Source organism: Nocardia sp. NPDC004260 (assembly GCF_053603155.1).
This window is the reverse complement of sequence record NZ_JBSGEZ010000051.1, coordinates 1-17104: the sequence shown is the minus strand read 5'-3', so window position 1 is coordinate 17104 and position 17104 is coordinate 1. Positions and strand designations below refer to the sequence as shown.

At 65.1% G+C, this 17104-nt stretch carries 18 protein-coding genes and 1 tRNA gene; 11 read left to right on the top strand and 8 right to left on the bottom strand.

Annotated features, from left to right (window positions below; genetic code table 11):
• Positions 1-14 precede the first annotated feature (14 nt).
• On the bottom strand, positions 15-587 hold the full coding sequence (locus ACWEO7_RS26115; RefSeq protein ID WP_452426954.1) for a GNAT family N-acetyltransferase: 573 nt from the start codon (positions 585-587) through the stop codon (positions 15-17).
• Between the two features lie 237 nt (positions 588-824).
• On the opposite strand from ACWEO7_RS26115, the gene ACWEO7_RS26110 reads away from it, so the two are divergent.
• The 3 genes from ACWEO7_RS26110 (at position 825) to ACWEO7_RS26100 (ending at position 4796) form a co-directional block, all read left to right on the top strand.
• Entirely contained in the window at positions 825-2555 is a 1731-nt protein-coding gene (locus ACWEO7_RS26110; protein ID WP_452426952.1) for an aldehyde dehydrogenase family protein, read from the top strand.
• Between the two features lie 78 nt (positions 2556-2633).
• Positions 2634-3029 carry a nuclear transport factor 2 family protein gene (locus tag ACWEO7_RS26105; RefSeq protein ID WP_452426950.1) on the top strand — a complete coding sequence of 132 codons (396 nt, stop codon included), beginning with the start codon at positions 2634-2636 and terminating at the stop codon, positions 3027-3029.
• Between the two features lie 234 nt (positions 3030-3263).
• On the top strand, positions 3264-4796 hold the full coding sequence (locus ACWEO7_RS26100) for an acyl-CoA synthetase (protein ID WP_452426949.1): 1533 nt from the start codon (positions 3264-3266) through the stop codon (positions 4794-4796).
• 269 nt (positions 4797-5065) lie between these two features.
• Here ACWEO7_RS26100 and ACWEO7_RS26095 read toward each other — a convergent pair whose 3' ends face one another.
• A complete protein-coding gene (locus tag ACWEO7_RS26095; protein ID WP_452426947.1) occupies positions 5066-5500 on the bottom strand; it encodes a MarR family winged helix-turn-helix transcriptional regulator in 435 nt (144 codons plus the stop codon).
• Positions 5501-5576: 76 nt separating this feature from the next.
• On the opposite strand from ACWEO7_RS26095, the gene ACWEO7_RS26090 reads away from it, so the two are divergent.
• Both ACWEO7_RS26090 and ACWEO7_RS26085 read left to right on the top strand, forming a co-directional pair.
• Entirely contained in the window at positions 5577-6029 is a 453-nt protein-coding gene (locus tag ACWEO7_RS26090; RefSeq protein WP_452426945.1) for a hypothetical protein, read from the top strand.
• A 97-nt stretch (positions 6030-6126) separates the two neighbouring features.
• Positions 6127-6945 (top strand): hypothetical protein, encoded by an 819-nt coding sequence (locus ACWEO7_RS26085; protein ID WP_452426943.1) that lies wholly within the window; start codon positions 6127-6129, stop codon positions 6943-6945.
• 297 nt (positions 6946-7242) lie between these two features.
• On the opposite strand, the gene ACWEO7_RS26080 is transcribed toward ACWEO7_RS26085, so the two are convergent.
• Together ACWEO7_RS26080 and ACWEO7_RS26075 are read right to left on the bottom strand one after the other, a co-directional pair.
• The gene (locus ACWEO7_RS26080; protein WP_452426941.1) at positions 7243-8070 is read right to left on the bottom strand and encodes a PucR family transcriptional regulator; all 828 of its coding nucleotides are present in this window, start codon (positions 8068-8070) and stop codon (positions 7243-7245) included.
• Positions 8071-8469: 399 nt separating this feature from the next.
• Positions 8470-8555, bottom strand: a tRNA-Arg gene (locus ACWEO7_RS26075).
• A gap of 389 nt (positions 8556-8944) precedes the next feature.
• Here ACWEO7_RS26075 and ACWEO7_RS26070 point away from each other — a divergent pair.
• Positions 8945-9541 carry a hypothetical protein gene (locus ACWEO7_RS26070; RefSeq protein WP_452426939.1) on the top strand — a complete coding sequence of 199 codons (597 nt, stop codon included), beginning with the start codon at positions 8945-8947 and terminating at the stop codon, positions 9539-9541.
• A 507-nt stretch (positions 9542-10048) separates the two neighbouring features.
• On the opposite strand, the gene ACWEO7_RS26065 is transcribed toward ACWEO7_RS26070, so the two are convergent.
• The 4 genes from ACWEO7_RS26065 to ACWEO7_RS26050 form a co-directional block, all read right to left on the bottom strand.
• Positions 10049-10639 carry a hypothetical protein gene (locus tag ACWEO7_RS26065; RefSeq protein ID WP_452426937.1) on the bottom strand — a complete coding sequence of 197 codons (591 nt, stop codon included), beginning with the start codon at positions 10637-10639 and terminating at the stop codon, positions 10049-10051.
• Positions 10640-11351: 712 nt separating this feature from the next.
• A complete protein-coding gene (locus tag ACWEO7_RS26060; RefSeq protein WP_452426935.1) occupies positions 11352-11831 on the bottom strand; it encodes an NUDIX domain-containing protein in 480 nt (159 codons plus the stop codon).
• The gene (locus ACWEO7_RS26055) at positions 11815-13059 is read right to left on the bottom strand and encodes a helix-turn-helix domain-containing protein (RefSeq protein WP_452426933.1); all 1245 of its coding nucleotides are present in this window, start codon (positions 13057-13059) and stop codon (positions 11815-11817) included. The genes ACWEO7_RS26060 and ACWEO7_RS26055 overlap by 17 nt, the downstream gene beginning before the upstream one ends.
• Positions 13060-13234: 175 nt before the next feature.
• Positions 13235-13597, bottom strand: a complete 363-nt coding sequence (locus ACWEO7_RS26050) for a GntR family transcriptional regulator (RefSeq protein ID WP_452426931.1) — start codon at positions 13595-13597, stop codon at positions 13235-13237.
• Between the two features lie 130 nt (positions 13598-13727).
• Between ACWEO7_RS26050 and ACWEO7_RS26045 the strand changes: the two genes are divergently transcribed.
• The 5 genes from ACWEO7_RS26045 to ACWEO7_RS26025 all read left to right on the top strand — a co-directional run bounded on the left by ACWEO7_RS26045 (position 13728) and on the right by ACWEO7_RS26025 (position 17014).
• Complete coding sequence (locus ACWEO7_RS26045) at positions 13728-14156, top strand: hypothetical protein (protein WP_350908539.1); 429 nt, start codon at positions 13728-13730, stop codon at positions 14154-14156.
• Positions 14157-14158: 2 nt separating this feature from the next.
• The gene (locus tag ACWEO7_RS26040; protein WP_452426929.1) at positions 14159-14392 is read left to right on the top strand and encodes a hypothetical protein; all 234 of its coding nucleotides are present in this window, start codon (positions 14159-14161) and stop codon (positions 14390-14392) included.
• A 2-nt stretch (positions 14393-14394) separates the two neighbouring features.
• Positions 14395-15054 (top strand): DUF2637 domain-containing protein, encoded by a 660-nt coding sequence (locus tag ACWEO7_RS26035; RefSeq protein WP_452426927.1) that lies wholly within the window; start codon positions 14395-14397, stop codon positions 15052-15054.
• A gap of 311 nt (positions 15055-15365) precedes the next feature.
• Positions 15366-16688, top strand: a complete 1323-nt coding sequence (locus ACWEO7_RS26030; protein ID WP_452426925.1) for an FtsK/SpoIIIE domain-containing protein — start codon at positions 15366-15368, stop codon at positions 16686-16688.
• Positions 16685-17014, top strand: a complete 330-nt coding sequence (locus ACWEO7_RS26025) for a hypothetical protein (protein ID WP_452426923.1) — start codon at positions 16685-16687, stop codon at positions 17012-17014. Before ACWEO7_RS26030 ends, ACWEO7_RS26025 begins: the two co-directional genes overlap by 4 nt.
• Positions 17015-17104: the final 90 nt, after the last annotated feature.

Here is a 17104-nt window from a genome sequence, read left to right as displayed (position 1 = left end):
CTGGACCTCCGGCGCTAGGGTGCGTCTCCCAATGACTCTGCCGTCATCCAGTCGGCTCGGTGTAGTTCGTACTCGACCTCGCCGTGTTCGGTGCCGGGGAGCGGGTCGTCGAAGTGCAGGTGAAAGGTCCGCACATGGGTGAGGCCGGCCTTCTCCATGACGCGGCGAGAAGTGAGGTTGACCGCCATGGTCTGGGCCCATACCCGCCCGACGCCGAGGTCGGTGAATCCCTTCCGGATCAACGCCCGCGCCGCCTCGGTGGCGTATCCCCGGCCCCAAGCCGCCGCGGCGAGCCGGTAGCCCAGTTCCACGTCTGTGACGCTGCCGTCGGGCGGTGGCTGCAGAGCCAGCCACCCTACGAACACTCCGGTGGATTGCTCGAAGACGGCGAAGCGTCCCGCTGGACCCAGCTGATAGTCGCGCAGGATCTGGGGCAGCACGACGTGCTCGATCTCGTGTCGCGGTGTGGGCTCACGGGTCAGGAACCGCATTACTGCGGGATCGCTGTCCAACCGGGCCAGGTTGTCGACGTCGGCGTAAGCAAACCGACGCAGCACCAGCCGAGCGGTCTCCAGAAACACATCCACCAGCGAGCCCCTCCCGATGAACTATGGTCAGCGGCCATCCTGTCCGGACTCGGACGAGCGGTCCAACGCTTTTCGAGAACCCGACCACGATGCTCCTCGGTCACTGCTGACGACGGTGATCCTTCGTTGTGCACAGGCACAACGAAGGCGGTCGAAGTGGATGCCTGTGCCTGTCGTCACGGCCAATGGTGACCGGCAACACTGAATTTCTCCTGATCCGCATCGAGGGAGTACGACGTGACCACAGCCCCGCACCAGCCCCACTCCGACGAGGTCTTGGATGATTCCGAGATCGCTGCACTGGATTGCGCCATCGCCGAGTTGCGGTGCGGCGCAGAGCGGTGGTCGCGGCTCGGGACGGCTGACCGCGCCGACCTGTTTGCGCGCACCCATGTCTCGATCCGCGCTCACGCTGAACGTTGGGTGCAGGCTGCCGTCCGCGCCAAACACATGCCGACGGCGATGTGCGAGGGCGAGGAATGGATGTCCGGCCCATACGTTGTCTTGGCGAACGTCGCCGCGATTGCCCGAACACTCGACGCAGTCGCCGCCGGTAAGTCGCCGGTTGACGGGCTCACGACCGGCACGGCGCCGGGAGGCCGGACAACGCTGAAGGTGCTGCCGGCCGACCTCCGGGAGTCGATGCTCCTGCACGGCTTCTCGGCCGAGATCTGGATGCCGCCAGGCATTACCGCCGTGCAGGTGCGCGCCGCGGCGGGGCTGGGCGCGAAACAGGTCGGGGAGAACGCGGGAGTGGGTTTGGTCCTCGGCGCCGGAAACATCAGTTCCATCGCACCGTTGGATGTGCTGTATGAACTGGTGGCCCACAATCGAGTGAGCATTCTCAAGCTCAACCCGACTTTCGCGGCGCTGCTGCCTGTGTTGCAGGCTGCCTTCGCGCCGCTCGTCGAGGTCGGGGCCCTGCGCATCGTCAATGGCGGCGCCGCGGTCGGCGGCTACCTGGCTCACCACTCCGACATCACGCATGTGCACATCACCGGCAGCGGGGTCACGCACGACGCGATCGTCTGGGGTGTCGGGGCAGGCGGGCGGGCCCGGCGGGCCGCGGGCACGCCGCTCCTGGACAAGGAGATCACCAGCGAACTCGGCGGTGTGTCACCGATTATCGTGGTGCCGGGTCGGTGGTCGAAGGCCGATCTTCGCTTCCAAGCCGAGCATGTGGCGACTCAGCGGCTGCACAACGGCGGTCATAACTGCATCGCAGGCCAGGCCCTGATTCTCAGCAGCGACTGGGATCAGCGTGCGGAATTCCTCGACACGCTCCGCGCGGTTCTCGATGAGCTTCCGGCTCGCGCTCCGTGGTATCCCGGTAGTGAGCGCAAGATCGGGCTGGCCGAACGTTCCTACCCAGCCGCCGAAAACCATTCGGGGCGGCTACTCATCGAGGTCGACGAGTCCACGTCTCAGGAGTTGTTCACCACCGAGTACTTCGCCCCCGTTCTCGGGCACACGGCCCGGCCCGGCGTTGGCGTCGAGTTCCTGCGGGCCGCAGTGGCTTTCGCGAACGATCGGCTCGACGGCACTCTGGGTGCGAGCGTCATCGTCGCGCCCGCCGACCGCGCGGCGATGGGTTCCGATTTCGACGAGGCGATCGCGGATCTCCGGTACGGGACCATCGGCATCAACGTCTGGAGCGCCTTGGGATTTCTGGTTCCCGGTCTGCCGTGGGGCGCGTACCCGGGGCACACCCTCGATGCGATCGGGAGCGGTATCGGTGTGGTCCACAACGCTTACTTGGTCGATGGCACCGAGCGTGCCGTACTCAGCGGACCGTTCAGACCGTTCCCGCGCTCGATCGCCCGCGGGGAGTTCGCGTTGTCGCCGAAGCCATCCTGGTTCGTCACCGCCAAGAGCGGGGCCGAGATCTCCCGGAAGCTGACCGACTATGCCGGCCGGCCGAGCTGGCTGCGACTAGCAGGCATCGTCGCGTCCGCGTTCCGCGCTTGACGGAACCACTCGGCGCCCGTGGAACGCCCAGATTTCCTACCGACCGACTACTGGATGAATAGATCGGAGTTACACACCATGACTGCTGACACCCGCGAACTGTTCGAGCGCTACCATGCGTGCTGGGCGGACCGTGACCCCGACCGAATCGCCGAACTCCACACCGACGACTCCTTGTTCCACCTGCACTCGGGTCAGGAACCCGCGCGCGGTAGGGCGGCTATCCGGGAGACGGCGGCGGCGCTGTTGGCCCTCGTTCCCGACCTGACGTTCCACCTGGTCTCGCTGCGTGTCGGGGAGGACTTCTGGGTCGTGCAGTGGGAGCTGACCGGGACCTCCACAACCGGCAATCGGGTCCGTGTCGATCTTGCGGACTATGTTCTGGTCGAGGACGGCGCGGTCAAGGAGAAGCACTCCTATGTAGATGGAGTCGCGATGCAAGCCGCGCTGGCGCCCGCCGCGGCGACCGCGTAATCGCGGCGCTGAGCAATCTACTAGATGACCGAGGGTGGCGACCTGACGGCAGTGTCGCTACCGCCTCGGCATGATTTTCGGCTGGATTCGGATTGCGCACCGGACTCGGATGTTCAGACCTTCCGAAGGGGCTGTTTCCGAGATTCCAATGCGAAATTCCTTCGGGACAGTCGCTCGGGATCACTGACCGCCGCGACCATCCACTCGCCAAATCAATCAACATGAAGGAGCCGCATGTACCCAGGTGCGCACCTCGATCGATTCCCCGAAAAGCCAGCGGTCGTTATCGCCGAGAGCGGTGAGACGCTGACCTATCGGGAACTCGAGGAGAACTCCGTCCGGCTTGCCCGGCACCTGTACGACGCGGGGCTGCGCAAGGGCGATCACATCGCGCTTTTATCCGGAAACGACCCGAAAGTCTACGAAGTCTACTGGGCGGCATTGCGAACCGGGCTTTACATCACCGCGGTCAACCGGCACCTGTCGCTCAGCGAGATCAGCTACATCGTCAACGACTGCGAAGCCCGGGCACTGATCGTGTCGGCCGGTCTCGCCGACGCCGCCGAGCAGATCGTCCCGGAGACCCCCGCGGTCGAGATCCGCCTCGCCTTCGGTGGCCAGGTGGCGGGGTACAAGTCCTACCAGGAGGCGAAGGCCGCGGCGACGCCCGAGCCACTCCCGGACCAGCCGCGCGGCGCGGACATGCTCTACTCCTCGGGTACCACCGGACGGCCCAAGGGCATCAAACAGCCGCTGCCGGACCGGCAGGTCGGTGACGCGCCCGGTGACACCTACACCGCGATCTTCGGCCCCCTCTACGGATTGGGCACCGAGACCGTCTATCTTTCCCCTGCCCCGCTCTATCACGCCGCGCCGCTGCGTTTCGGCGGCGTGGTCCACGCGCTCGGCGGAACGCTGGTGATCATGGAGAAGTTCGACGCCGAACAGGCTTTGGCGGCGATCGAGCGCTACCGCGTGACCCACAGCCAATGGGTACCGACCATGTTCGTCCGGATGCTGAAGCTCGACGAGGCCGTCCGCGCCCGCTACGACGTGTCCAGCCTGCGGGTCGCCGTGCACGCGGCCGCTCCGTGCCCCGTCGACGTGAAACGGGCGATGATCGACTGGTGGGGCCCGATCCTGCACGAGTACTACGCCTCTACCGAGGCAAACGGCGCGACCTTCATCGACAGCGAACAGTGGTTGCGCAAGCCCGGCTCAGTGGGCAGGGCCGGGCTGGGAACGATCCGGGTGTGCGGCGACGACGGGGCGGAGCTGCCCACCGGCGAGATCGGCACCATCTACTTCGAACGCGACGAGGCCCCCTTCGCCTATCACAACGACCCCGCGAAAACCGCCGACGCGGTCCACCCGAACCACCCGACCTGGACCACCACCGGCGACATCGGCTACGTCGATGAGGAGGGCTACCTGTTCCTCACCGACCGCAAGGCTTTCATGATCATCTCCGGCGGGGTGAACATCTACCCGCAGGAGGTCGAGGACGCCCTCGCCCTGCACCCGAAGGTGCTCGACGTGGCGGTGATCGGCGTGCCCGACGAGGAGATGGGTGAATCGGTCAAGGCCGTCGTTCAACCGGCCCCCGGCGCCGAGCCCGGCCCCGCCTTGGCCACGGAGCTGCGCGAGTATCTGCGCGACCGTATCGCGCACTACAAAGTGCCGCGTAGTTTCGACTTCGCCGACGATCTGCCCAGGACCCCCACCGGGAAGCTGGTCAAGGGCAAACTCCGCGAACGATACTTGTGAACCCATAAGCACCGGATCGTCCGTCGATCGCTCGGTACCCATTCCGGTGCCGTTTTCCGGGTGTCGCGAGCGTGTCGAGCCGTCGGTCTCCGCGGCAGTGATGCTCGCTGTGGTCGACGACCGGTTCGGTCGCTTCTATCGGCGGCTGTGTCGTGCGGCGCTGTCGAACGCGGTCAGGTCCGCGGCAGTGATCGCCAGGAATTCCGCACCAAGGATCTGTCCCATGCTGTCGTGGCGTTTGCGGCCGCCACCCGACCGATCCGCGCCGCTCATTCGCCGGGCCCGTCCATCGCGTCGACGAATCGTTCCAGCAGTCGCGCGAATTCGGCGCGTTCGGTAGCGGTCCAGTCCGCCATCGCGGCGGCCATGGCGCCGCGACGCCCGGCTTCGGCGGCGGCCGCTGCGTCGTGTCCGGCGGGGGTCAGGCGAAGCACCGCGCGCCGCCCATCGCGCTGATCGGCGACCCGTTCCAGTAGTCCGGACGAGACCGCTTGGGCCACCAGGCGACTCGCGCGCGGTTGGTCGACACCGAGGGCCGGGGCCAGCGCGCCAACCGTGTCGGCGGCACCGTCGGCGACGGCGCCGAGCACGCGGAACACGGCGATGGGGATCGCGCCGCCGCTCAGCGCGCCGCGCGTCTGTCTGCGGCGGATCCGGACCATGGCCGCCTCTACGGCGACGGTGTTCGCGTCGTGCTGGTCCATTCGCTCACTCTAGCCATGTCGGACAACTACATGTAGTATCGCATGTAGTTGTCAATAGGCATATGAAGGAGATGTGATGGCTATCCAGCGGGGAATCGGCTACTGGCTCGTGGAACTCGACCGGTTGATCAACCAGCGTTTCGACGAGGATCTCGCCGCGGGTGGCCTCGGCCGTAGACGCTGGCAGGTATTGCACTCACTGGCGGGCGAGCCGCAGCGCGCCGACGACGTCCGCGATGCCCTGGACACCTTCTGGGAGGACGACGCCGAATGGCCCACCGAACTAGCTGAACTTCTCGAGTGCGGGCTGGTTTCCGAGGACGGAGGTGTGTTGTCGCTGACCGAGTCGGGACGAGTGACGCACGACGAGGCGTGGGTCCGGATCAGCCGGCGCAGGCGGCAGATGGCCGACGGGATCCCCGACGAAAAGTTCCTCGAAACCATAGGGCTGCTGCAACAAATGGCGGCGAACCTGGCGAGCGAGCCGAACGGGGAGGTGGGCGGCCAGGCGCAGAGTCGTGCTCGATAGGTGGCTACGTCGCCGCGAAGAGCCATCGACCCGCGTCCTACCAAAGGTCGTAGGTATGGCCGGTCCTGCCGCTATGCCTCGAGAACCAAGGAACCTCATGCAGATCACGAAACTAGCCCTGGCCGCGGTGTGCACCACTGCCGCGCTGAGTATCGCCGCGGGCACGAGCTCCGCCGCTCCCGAGATCGCTCCCGTCGACGCCACGTCTGCCGAGGTCACTTCGGGCGAAAAAGCATCCGCTGCGGACACTTCCGACGAAGGTACGTCCGGCGAGACCGCTTCCCACAAGGCCGAAGCGGTTGGCTTCACCGCCTACGCCACCGATACTGCCAGCGTCATCACCACCGACGCGGGCTCGCTGGTGGTCGAGGACCGAGCGCTGCGGATCAAGGCCGCCGACGGCACGGTCATCGCGGGCGCACCCCTGACCTTCCGCGTCGACGACTTCGAATTCCCTATCACCGCCGAGATTTCCGAGCGCACCGCCACGTTGACGACCCAGTTCGACATGGCGCACGCCACCTACAAGCCGGTCGCCCTCCCATTCGAGGACAAGGCGCCGTGGAAGACCGAGTACGACCGCGAGCAGGCCGCCTGGTCTCGCATGACCAGCACCATCGGCATGGGCGCTTCCATCGGCACCCTGGTCGGCGGCATCGGCGGCGCGTCGATCGGCTGCATCCTCGGCGGTATCGCCGGAGCCACCGTCGCCGCCGCCACCATCGTCGGCATGTTCGGGCCGTTCATCCCGGCCGCCGCCCTCGGCTGCCTCGGCGGCATCGTCGCGATCGGCGCCCTGGGCACCGTGGCCGGTCAGATCGTGGTCACCGCCCCGGTCGCCATCGGCGCGGCGATCCAGTACTTCAGCACGATCAACTCGCCCATGCCGGGCAAGGGGGCCGAGCCGCAGAAGTAGTGCAGCGCCCTAGCCACAGGGCGCTAACTGAACACCCAAAGGCCCTCGGCGCCGAGACGCGGGCAGTCTCGGGCCGGGGCCATTGTCCAACCGGACGCAGCCGCCTGACGGCAAGGCTCCAGACGGCTACCGGAGCGGCCGCGTCGTCGGGATCCGATCGACGAGTTCCGGCGAGCGTCGCTCCAACTCGTGTCTCCCCACTGTTCCGGCTCCTCCCGGTCGGCTCGGTGTAGTTCGTCCTCGACCTCGCCGTGCTCGGTGCCGCGAAGTGGGTCGTCGAAGTGCGAACAGGGTCGATCACAGCCCGTCGCCGGGTGCCTGGAGCAGCCGTGCTTGCAGCGCCAAGTACAGCAGCGCCGCGTCGGCTGGTACTGCGAATGCCGAGCCGGTGAGCTGCTCGATCCGCTTCAGACGGTGCAACACCGTGTTGCGGTGCAGGTGAAGGCGCTCTCCGACCGCCGACGTCGAGCCGCCTAGCTCGTACCAGGCCAGAGCGGTGTGCACGAGAGCGTCGGCGTCGTCCGGGTGGAGTCGGTGGAATGCGGCGAGCGCGTCCGACAGGACGTCTGCGGCGAGTTCGGGGTGGGCCGCGATCAACGCACGTGCCGGCGATGAGGCGTAGGTGTGGATTCCGGTGTCCTGCGGGCTCAGGCACCGGAACGCGAGGCGCGCCTGGTCGAGCGCGGCAGGCGCGGAAAGGAGGTCGGTGAACGGTTTGCTCGCACCGGCCGGCGTCCGCGCAGCGCGGACGGCTTGGTCGAGCGCGACCGGAGAGCTGGCGGCAGCCAGGGTTACCCGGTCGTCGGCGAGAAGGGTTCTGACAGTGGTCACTCCCATCCCGACCAGGCGAATCTCACCGACCAAGATGATGAACGTGCCTCGAACGGGCAGACGCATCCTTGCGCGCAGGCCCTCGCGCTGCGTCGGGGGGAGATCGGGGTCGAGCAGTGCCCGCAACAACCGCTGAGCGGGTTGTTCGTCCCCGACGACGACTATGCGCCGGTAGGCATCGGCCGCCGCGACGGAGTACTCGTCGACGGTGGCCCACACCAGCGTGGACAACTGGGGCAGCGCCGGACGTTCGTCATGTTCGGCGCGTTCGACGATGACCTCCCAGAACGCCAATCCCGCGACGCGGAAGGCGTGCAGCAGACTGTCCGTGGGATCCCGCGCTCGGCCTTGAGACGCCCGGCTCTGCGAGCAGGCTCGAGCGAGTACTCGGCGCCGGCGATCGCGTCCAGCAATGCTGCGAGGCTGTCGCCCACAAGAGAGGTCAATTCGTGGTGACCGAGCGCGGCGTCTCCGTAGTCCTTCTCATCGTGCTCGATTTTGGCAGTCACCATCTCGGTGATCGCAGCCATATCCGCCCGCAGTTCGCGAAGGAGGCGGGCGTGCGAGACATCTGTGTCCTGGGTCACTGCCATGAACCTAGCGCTCGTTGTGCGCGCGCACAACGAGCGTGTTCGAAGTAGAGGCACTGACGCACCCCCCATAGGGCAACAACTGAAAAGTTGCCCATGTTATTGGTGCCCTCGGCAGGATTCGAACCTGCGACACCCGCTTTAGGAGAGCGGTCAGTGTCCGATTTGCCGGGTATTGATGGTGTGGGCACCGTTTGCCGGGGTGGTCCCATCTGCGGATTCGTCGTTGGGTTCGTTGGTGGCGATCGGCCGTGTGTGGGTGCGCTGCGTACGAACTGCGTACGACAGTCGCGGGGTGTCAAGCTCCGCGACTTCGTCATTCCCGGTGACTTCCCTTCCCCTGCTTCCTCATACTTGCCGCCCTCAGCGGAGGGAGGTCGTGTCAAGGGCGCTGTTTCCCTTGACTCGGCCGAGTGCAGCGAGACAATCGGCGTATGAGGAGGCAGGGTTTCGCAACTAGCCAGGCTCCACGTGCGGATGTCCCTCGTCAGATTCGTTCAGCAACTCATCCGCGCAGGTCAGCCGCTCGGTGCACGAAAAGACTTGGCCTGAACAGGTCGATACACCAGACTTCGTCTGTGGCAGATCAGCTTCCCGATGACCTTTTCGCGGCGATCGGTCGCGTCGCCGCTGCCAGCGCAAGGCTGGAAGAGGTGTTACGCGATATCGCCATTGAGCACGCCGACGCCGGATTCGGTCACGGATCGGTAATTTTTGAGGGCCAGTCGATGGATTGGCTTATTTCTAACGGCGTCGCTGTCATGGATTCGGAGCTGAGTGTGCCGGGCCGGATGACGCACGAGCCCGAAACGTACTCAGCCCTACTGGAACTGCGGGAGTGCACCAAGGGTGCGTCGACGCTCAAGAACGACCGCAATATCGTCGTGCACGGCGTGTGGGGCGTGAAATGTGCGTTCGCGGACTACGAGGAAGAGGGATTCGCGAAGTGCATGCCGAGGTCCTCCCGTTCTAGACGCAACGACGAACCAATCTTTCATGTGAACCGCAGTCGCTACCGGCAGGCGTTCGGTCAAGAACAAGCGTGGACGGTGTCGGATGTCTTGGGTGTGGCGTCGACAACCAACAGCTACATCGAACGGCTTGTCCGGGCGCAGCGAGCCTATAGAGTTGCTTGTACATCCGACCGGGAACGGCGTTACCCTAGCGGCGCATAGGCGCCGAGAAGCAGATCTGGTGAGACGGACGATCAGTTGCTGACGATTCGTCGCGTCGATGAGCGAACGGCTTCGCCGTCGGATTTCGTTCAGCAATTCATCCGCGCAGGTCAGATCGGTTTTGAACTTCCTGTGACCGGACCACAGGCAGGCCCCACGTACGAGTGCCGGCGGATTCGGTGGGCAGCTGCGGGAGAGTAAGTCGGGGACGGCTGACGAAGTGCCCAGCACTGTTCGGTGAACGAAAAAGCGGCCGGAGCCGAAGAGTCCGCGTGCTGCTACGTCGCCGAAGCGGATGCCAGAACACGCGAACTGGATCAAAATGCGCTCCGGCGGTCAAGCGCTGCCGACGCGCCGCCGCACCGGTGGGTGAGGAGCCTGCGACGAGCACGCCGCAGTGCGGCGTGGCGCGGCGGCGGCGCGTAGCGCCGCCGGGGCGCTCTTGTTGCTGTATGGCGGAATTCGGCAACAACTCAGATTGGATGCAGTGCGCGCCGTTGAACGCAATCAGGTGTTGCCGACAAGCGAGCTGATGAGCTTGCGTGCTGCGGCGCGGGTCAGGCGCTGTATGGCTTGCTCGGTACTTTCGTCTTCCGCGCGGGGTGCGATGGCTGTGCCCGCGATGGCGTTAGCGAACTCAGCATCAAGTCGGTCAGGGTCCGTTTTCGCGATCAGAGCCCTGAGGTAGTCGATCTGCTTGACGGATGCCAGTTCGATCTTGGACCTGGCTGCTCGTTCGCGTTTCTGCGCGTACTGGGCTTCGCGCTCGGCCTTGTACTGAGCGCGGGCGGCTGGGCTGCGGTCGACGACGTGAACCTCTTCGATCCACCCCTCGCCAGGTGTGCCGGTAACGGCCTGCCATAGGGCGTTTGTCGTCAGAGCAGATTCGTCCACACCTTCGGTCAGGCCGGGGCCAGTCAGTGCAATGAATCCGCTGCCGGTCCGGACAGCGATGAAGCCAGCAGGCTCAGCGTGCGCTGTGTACCAGTTCTTGCCGCAGTCACAGCGCATGTCGTGGTAACGGCTCCACTTCCGCTCCAGCGCCTCATAGACCAGCTTGTCGCCGTAGTGATAGGTATCCCGCGTGAAACCCGACACCTGAATCAGTCTGGCACAGAGCGTGATAGCCGTACGTCGATTGTCCCATGTGGGTGAGATCGTCGTCCCGTAGCGGTCGGCATCCTGGGCCGACGAACGAAGCGTCGGAACCCGTTGTGGTTCAACGGTTCATGTCGGCTCGATCACGTAAAGTGGGTGCACCTCCCGCCGAGGGGCGGTGGACTTGGTCCACACACCGCGCCCAGGAAGGAGGTGGTGGGGATGGCGAAACATCGCCGGAGAAAGCAAGAAACCCCGGTCGACTACGGCATCATCCTGGTAGTTGCTGCCGTGATCGCCGGGGCTCTGGTCCTGGTCCGCCGAGTGCGGGCTAGCTAGCCCACCCGGTGGAGGCCGTCTTTGCGGGGCGGTCTCCACCTCTCGGCATCACTCATGTGATGGCATAACTTTAGTTCTCCACGGTAGACAAGTCCAGCTAAAAGACTGGTTTGCTGGCGTAGTTGGGCAGCAAACCGCAGGTCAGCTGGCACGTCGGCCGTCCAAAGGACTAGTTCAACGGCACAGATGGACTAGTTGGTATCAAGCGGGGTGCTGTGCACGGTCGCGGCCGAGCCATGCGGTGCATCGGGTGACGTGGGCGTCGAGATGTGCGGATGCGAACTCGGCAATCGGCAACAACTGCGTTAGCTGCGATGCCTCGCAGTCTCAAGCCTTTGATCTGGTTCAGTCGAGCGGCTAACGCAAGCCGGGCTCAGGACCGTGCATCGGACACAAGGACAGGTTCGCCGTGTTCGAGGTACAGCGTCGTGCCATCGGCGTTGGCCTCGTAAGCGCGGTGCAGGCGACGGGCGAGCCGCGGAATCAAGTACTGGTCGATCTGGTTGATCGGCACCCATTCCCAGTGGTCCAACTCGACGCCGTCAAGCTGTATCCGCGCTTCGTCTGCCCCGAGGGCGCCACAGGCGAAGATGTACAAGAGCTTGTCGCCTTCGTCGTCGCGCGGTGCCCAGTCGTGGGCAAGCAAGCGGGTAGGCGCGCGGTCGAGTCCGATCTCTTCCCGAACCTCCCGCCGACATGCCTCGGCCGGAGATTCGCCATGGTTGATGTACCCACCCGGAATGTCCCATTTATTGCCATAGGTCTTGCGCACCAACAGCACTCGGTCACCATCGATGAACAGGGCACCAGCCGCCATGCGCGGCGTAGCGAAATCGTCAGCCGAGTCGGTCACTTTTGCTTCCTCCGATTACCTTCATGCGGCGCGCAAGCTGGTCGACGGCGCGCACTGGGCGTCCCTGTGTATTCCTTACCCACATCAGGACAAGTTGCCTACTCAAGTGGTGGTGGCGTACCTGCTCAGGCGCGACCTGCTCGGCTTCAAGGACTGTAGCGATCGCGTCATCGCGGCGTCCGGTGAGGTTGTATGCCCGCGCGAGGTCGAGCAGGTGGCGGACGCGTCGCTCCGCCGGTAAGGCTCGGGTGTCGACTGTCGGACCGAGGTCAAGTGCGATTTGAACATCGCCGAGTTCCATCGCGGTATTCACTCGGTGAATCGCGACGTTCGTCGGTCCGAATGCCGTCCACAGGTGGTTTCGATCGCCTCCGAGCCGGGCAGCCGCCTCTGAGGCTTCGCGGAGGTAGTCGCGGGTCGTTGCCCGGTCGTCTGACCGTGCGGCAGCCATTGAGCCAGCCAGGAACAGCATTCCGTAGGCGGATTGCAGCGGGCCGTCCCCGTCCGAGAGATGAGGCTCGAGGTACGCAGCTGCGGTTTCGGTGAGTTGCATCGCCGGGCCGGGGCGGTCAGTGGCAAGCAGTGCGAACGTGACAGACCGGAACAGCGAACCGATGATCGCGAGATTCGAGGTCTCCTGCGCTGCTGCTAGCCCACGTTCAGCGGCCATCCATGCCAGATCTGATTCGCCGAGCTTCGTCAGGACAGATGCTGCGGCTTGATAACTCAAAGCCAGCAACTCGTAGGCTCGGTTTCCCTCTGGACCGTCGAACTGGCGCGATGCTGCGAGTGCGTCGGTCAGAAGTCGAGGCGCACGGCCAGCCGCGAACCCGAACCTCGATGCCTGGTAGGCGTCGAAAACTGTGTTGAGTTCATTCTGAAGGACATCGAGCGAACGGGGCGCGACCGTATTCGAGTTGCCCACCAAGATCGGCGACAACTGCTGGTAGTTCATGAGGGCCGCACGCAATGCGGGGACAGTTGAGGTGCCGGAATCGGCAGACCAGTCGAGGAGGGTCGGCTCGCCGATCAGATCGCCGACCGAGACATCGAGAGCGTCAGCGAGTCGACGGATGACGGACAGCCGGTCCAGCTCGATACGGTTGTTCTCGGCCTTACCGAGCCAATCACCTGTTCGGCCGACAAGTCCGGCTAGTGCTTCTTGGGACATGCCTCGGCGACGCCGATACCAGGCGACCCGCTCGCCAACCGTGAGGTTCTCAGTCATTCCGCGCATGACTCCACCTTCTGCCCGCTGAACCGAAGGTACCCGGAAAACTATTCCGGGTTGGACCGGCCGGTCACCCTGATGCTGATCGACATGCGCGGACAACCACGAACGCCAACGGAAGTGGAAGTACTAAACGAGCGCCTGGCGATCATCGTGATGCGGTTGGAACGACTCAACCGGCGACTTCTGGATCTCGAGAACGCTCCACAGCAGAGAGGCGACTTTCGAACTCGTCCAGTCGGCTCATGATGTTCTCGATGTGGCCGAGGAGCGTCTCATAGGTCGGCGATTCATTGCCACCACCCTCGGGCTGTGCACGGTAGAAGGTGCCACGCCCCTGCCAAGAAACCACCAGACCTTCTTGGCGGAGAACGTCGATCGCGGCTCGAATCGTCTCCTTCGCGACGCCCCACTCCTCGGCCAACTTGGGGGCCGAAGGCAGCTGTCCACCCGGCTCGTAGTCAGCGCGCAGCTGCTCCGCGATCCGCACGTAGGTGGGGCGCGGGTCACTCGGGTCTATCAGCTGTTTTGCCACGAAACGAGTCTACTCAGCTCCCTAGCTGACAGCCTCCAAGAACAGTTTCCTAGGAAAGGCTAGACAAGTTGCTGTTGGACTATCTAACATAGGAAACATAGACAATCTGCTGATTTAGGAGATGAAAGTCATGGCTTTGAAGGATGTTTGGTTCACCCCGGCGTTCGAGGACGCGTTCCCGATGGGTCTGTTCCTGCTGGGGGAGATCGCGCCGGTGACGGAGTTCAGCACCGATCGCAACGCGCCGAAGCGTCAGCGGCTGGACCTGGACGCGGAGGGCAACGGCACGGGGAAGCGGCTGTGGAAGGGCACGGTCACCGATCCGGCGGCGGCGAACGCGAAGCAGGCGAGTTTCGACGTGGTGTTCGTGGCGGATGTGCAGCCGGTTCCGGTGGCGCCGGAGATCGCGCGGGGTATGCGGCCGGTGGAGCTGGAGGGGTTGCAGGTCAAGCCGAAGATTGCTGGTCAGGGTGAGTTCAAGTCGATCGGCTGGACGATCCGCGCGACCGGGATCAAGGGCGACAACTCCGGTGCCAAGTCGGCTGCGAAGGCGGCGTGATCATGTCGTTCTTCAATACCACGGTTTCCGGTTACGACGGGATCGCCGTCGAGTACAAGGCCGAGCGGGAGAGCACCTACGGGCGCAATCCCGCGTGGGTGCATGTGACGTTGTCCGGTTCGGATGCGTATCTGTGCTTGAGCATCGCCGATGCCCGCACGCTGGCCGAAGCCCTGCCGGGTGTTATGGCCGAGCACGATGCCGCGGTGTCCGCGTCGGTGGATAAGGCGGCCTGAGGATGGGTGCGGCGGATCGGTCGGCGGGGATGCGTCTTGCGCGCTGGTCCGCCGTGGTCATCATCATCGCGGTCGGCGCCGCGGCGTTCCGGCTCAGCTTCGCCACACTGAAGGATCTCGCTGTCCTGGCGCATATCCCGGCGTCGGATGCGTGGCTGTTCCCGCTGATCGTGGACGGCACGATCCTGCTGGCCACCTTCGGGGTGCTGGTACTCGCGCACGCTCCAGAGCGCCGGTTCTTCGTCACGGTTCTGGTCATCGGGTCGGTGGTGTCGGTGGCGGGCAACAGCCTGCACGCGGTCGCGGCCGGTCGGGAGTTGCCGTGGTGGGCCTCGGCGCTGGTGGCTGCGATCGCCCCGATTTCCCTGCTGGCCGACACGCACGGGTTGGCGCTGCTGATCCATGCGGCACAACAAGATTCGGCACCCGAACCGGCTCCGGCGCCCGTGGTCGAGCCTGCCGACGAGCGGGCAACACCTGAGCCCGAGCCGGAACCGGTGCCCGTCCCTGAGCCCGATCCCGTGCCTGAGCCGTTGCCGGTGCCTGAGCCGGTGCGGGTGGCTGAGCTTCACCCGGTGCCTGACGCGCCGGTGCAACTTCCTGTTCGTTCTTCGCGACCGGTTCAGACCATGCTGCCGATCGCTGTCCCTGTTGGGGGTTGAAATGACTGCTTTTGTTCCTGCTGTGGCGACGGGTGTTTCAGCGCTCGTGACCGTGCTGGCCGGGGTCGGGGTGCTGGCGGATCGGACCTCGGATACTCCGGCCCAGATCGTCCCGGCCGCTGCGTCGTCCTCGGCGGTAGCCACCACAACCGAGAATCCGGCTCCGGCTGCGCGCGGGTGCGTGATGTTCTGCGAGGACGCCGGTCTCGGCCGGTCGGATGTCGAGAAGGGTCCGGCGTCGTCTCCGGCTCTGGATGGGTGTCGCTTGTTCTGCGAGTTGGAGCGGGGCCCGCAGGGTTGGGGGTTCTGAGATGAGTATCGCGGGAACGGTGATGCTTGCCAGCGGTCTGTGCACGGGGGCGTCGGCGGTGTGGTGGCTGCGGTCGCTGGCCGCGTTCGGTACGGGCGTGCAACCGGCTGGTGATGCTCGTGAGGTCGCTGCGGCTGCTCCGGTCGAGCTGCGTACGGCGGTGCTGGTGGTGGCTGATCCTCGGCAGCGGCCGTACATGTTCGCCGCGTTGGGGCTCGGCTCGGTCGACAGCGGGTTCCCGACGCTGGAGGACTGGGTGTACACCGACTACGGCCTCGAGATCGACTTTCTGATGATGGCGGGCCAGACCCGCAAGGACTGGGCCGGTGAGGACGCCCTCGACGCGTTCGCGCAAGTGCTGGCGGTGCCGAAGGTGACGGTGGTCTTCCCTGATCCGGGGGTGGTTCGTCTTCAACTGCGGGTGTTCGACACGCTCGCGGACCCGACAAAGGTGTCGGGGGTCCACAACGGTGTGGACTTGGAGGCGATCCCCGTCGGCGTGCTGGAGGACGGTGGCACCTGGTACCTGGCTTTGCTGTATCGGCATCTGTTGATCGCGGGCGGCACCAACGCCGGTAAGGGCGGTTTGGTGTGGGCGATCATCGCCGGACTCGCCCCGGCCATCGCTTCCGGGCTGGTGGAGCTGTGGGTGGCCGACCCGAAGGGCGGTATGGAGTTCGGGCGCGGCAAAGCGCTGTTGACCCGCTTCGAGTACACCGATGAGGGCATCGTCGCGATGATGGCCGACGCCGAAGCCCTCATGTTGGAGCGGGCGGCGCGGTGCATGGAAGCCGGTATCGAGAAGCACGTCCCGACGGTGGATGAGCCGCTGATCGTGATCATCGTGGACGAGGCGGCGGCGATGACGTCCTACGCCGAACCCGACGCCATGAAGAAGTTCGACCGTCATTACGGGAAGTTGCTCACCCAGGGCCGGGCGCCGGGTATCTGCGTGGTCACCTGTGTGCAGGATCCGTCGAAAGACACTCTGCCGCAACGTCAGTTGATCCCGATCCGCATCGGCCTGCGTCTGGATGAGAAGACTCAGATCGGCATGGTGCACGGTGATTCGGCGCGGGAGCGTGGCGCACGCTGCGACGAGATCCCCTACACCACACCCGGTGTCGCCTACGTCCGCGAGGACGGGACACCGAACATCGTACGAGCGCGCTCGTACTTCGTCTCGCGTGAGGACATCGCCGCCTTGTGCGAGCAGTACGCCCCCCGCGGTCACGGCATCGACCTCGCACCCCAAGCCGACTACAGCGACTTCGATCCCGATGACCTGGGTGATGAGTCCGAAGATGGGCCGGTGGCGGCATGAAACGCGGTTTGGTCATCGAACAGCACGTGGTGGTCTACTGCGATACCTGCGGCGACCACTACACCGAGGGCGAGAACGAGGCGATCTGCTTCGACTCCATCACCCAGGCCATCGCGTATCTGACGGTGCATTCCGCGGGCGGTGTCGGCTGGGTCTACGAGGGCGACAAGGTCGTCTGCGACGGCTGCCAGGCCACCAACCGGTGCGTCGAGCACGGCCATTCCTTCCCTGAGTCCTGGCGCACCACGGTGTGGCCGCTGGGCAATTCCACCCGTTCCCGCACCTGCGAGGTGTGCGGCGTCTTCGAAATCGAGGCCCAGTCATGAGACACCTTCTGTCAACCTCAGGCGGCGAGTACGCGTTGGCGGTTGCTGACGTGGGTTTCTTCGTTGTAGGCGGTGCCGCGGGTCAGGCAG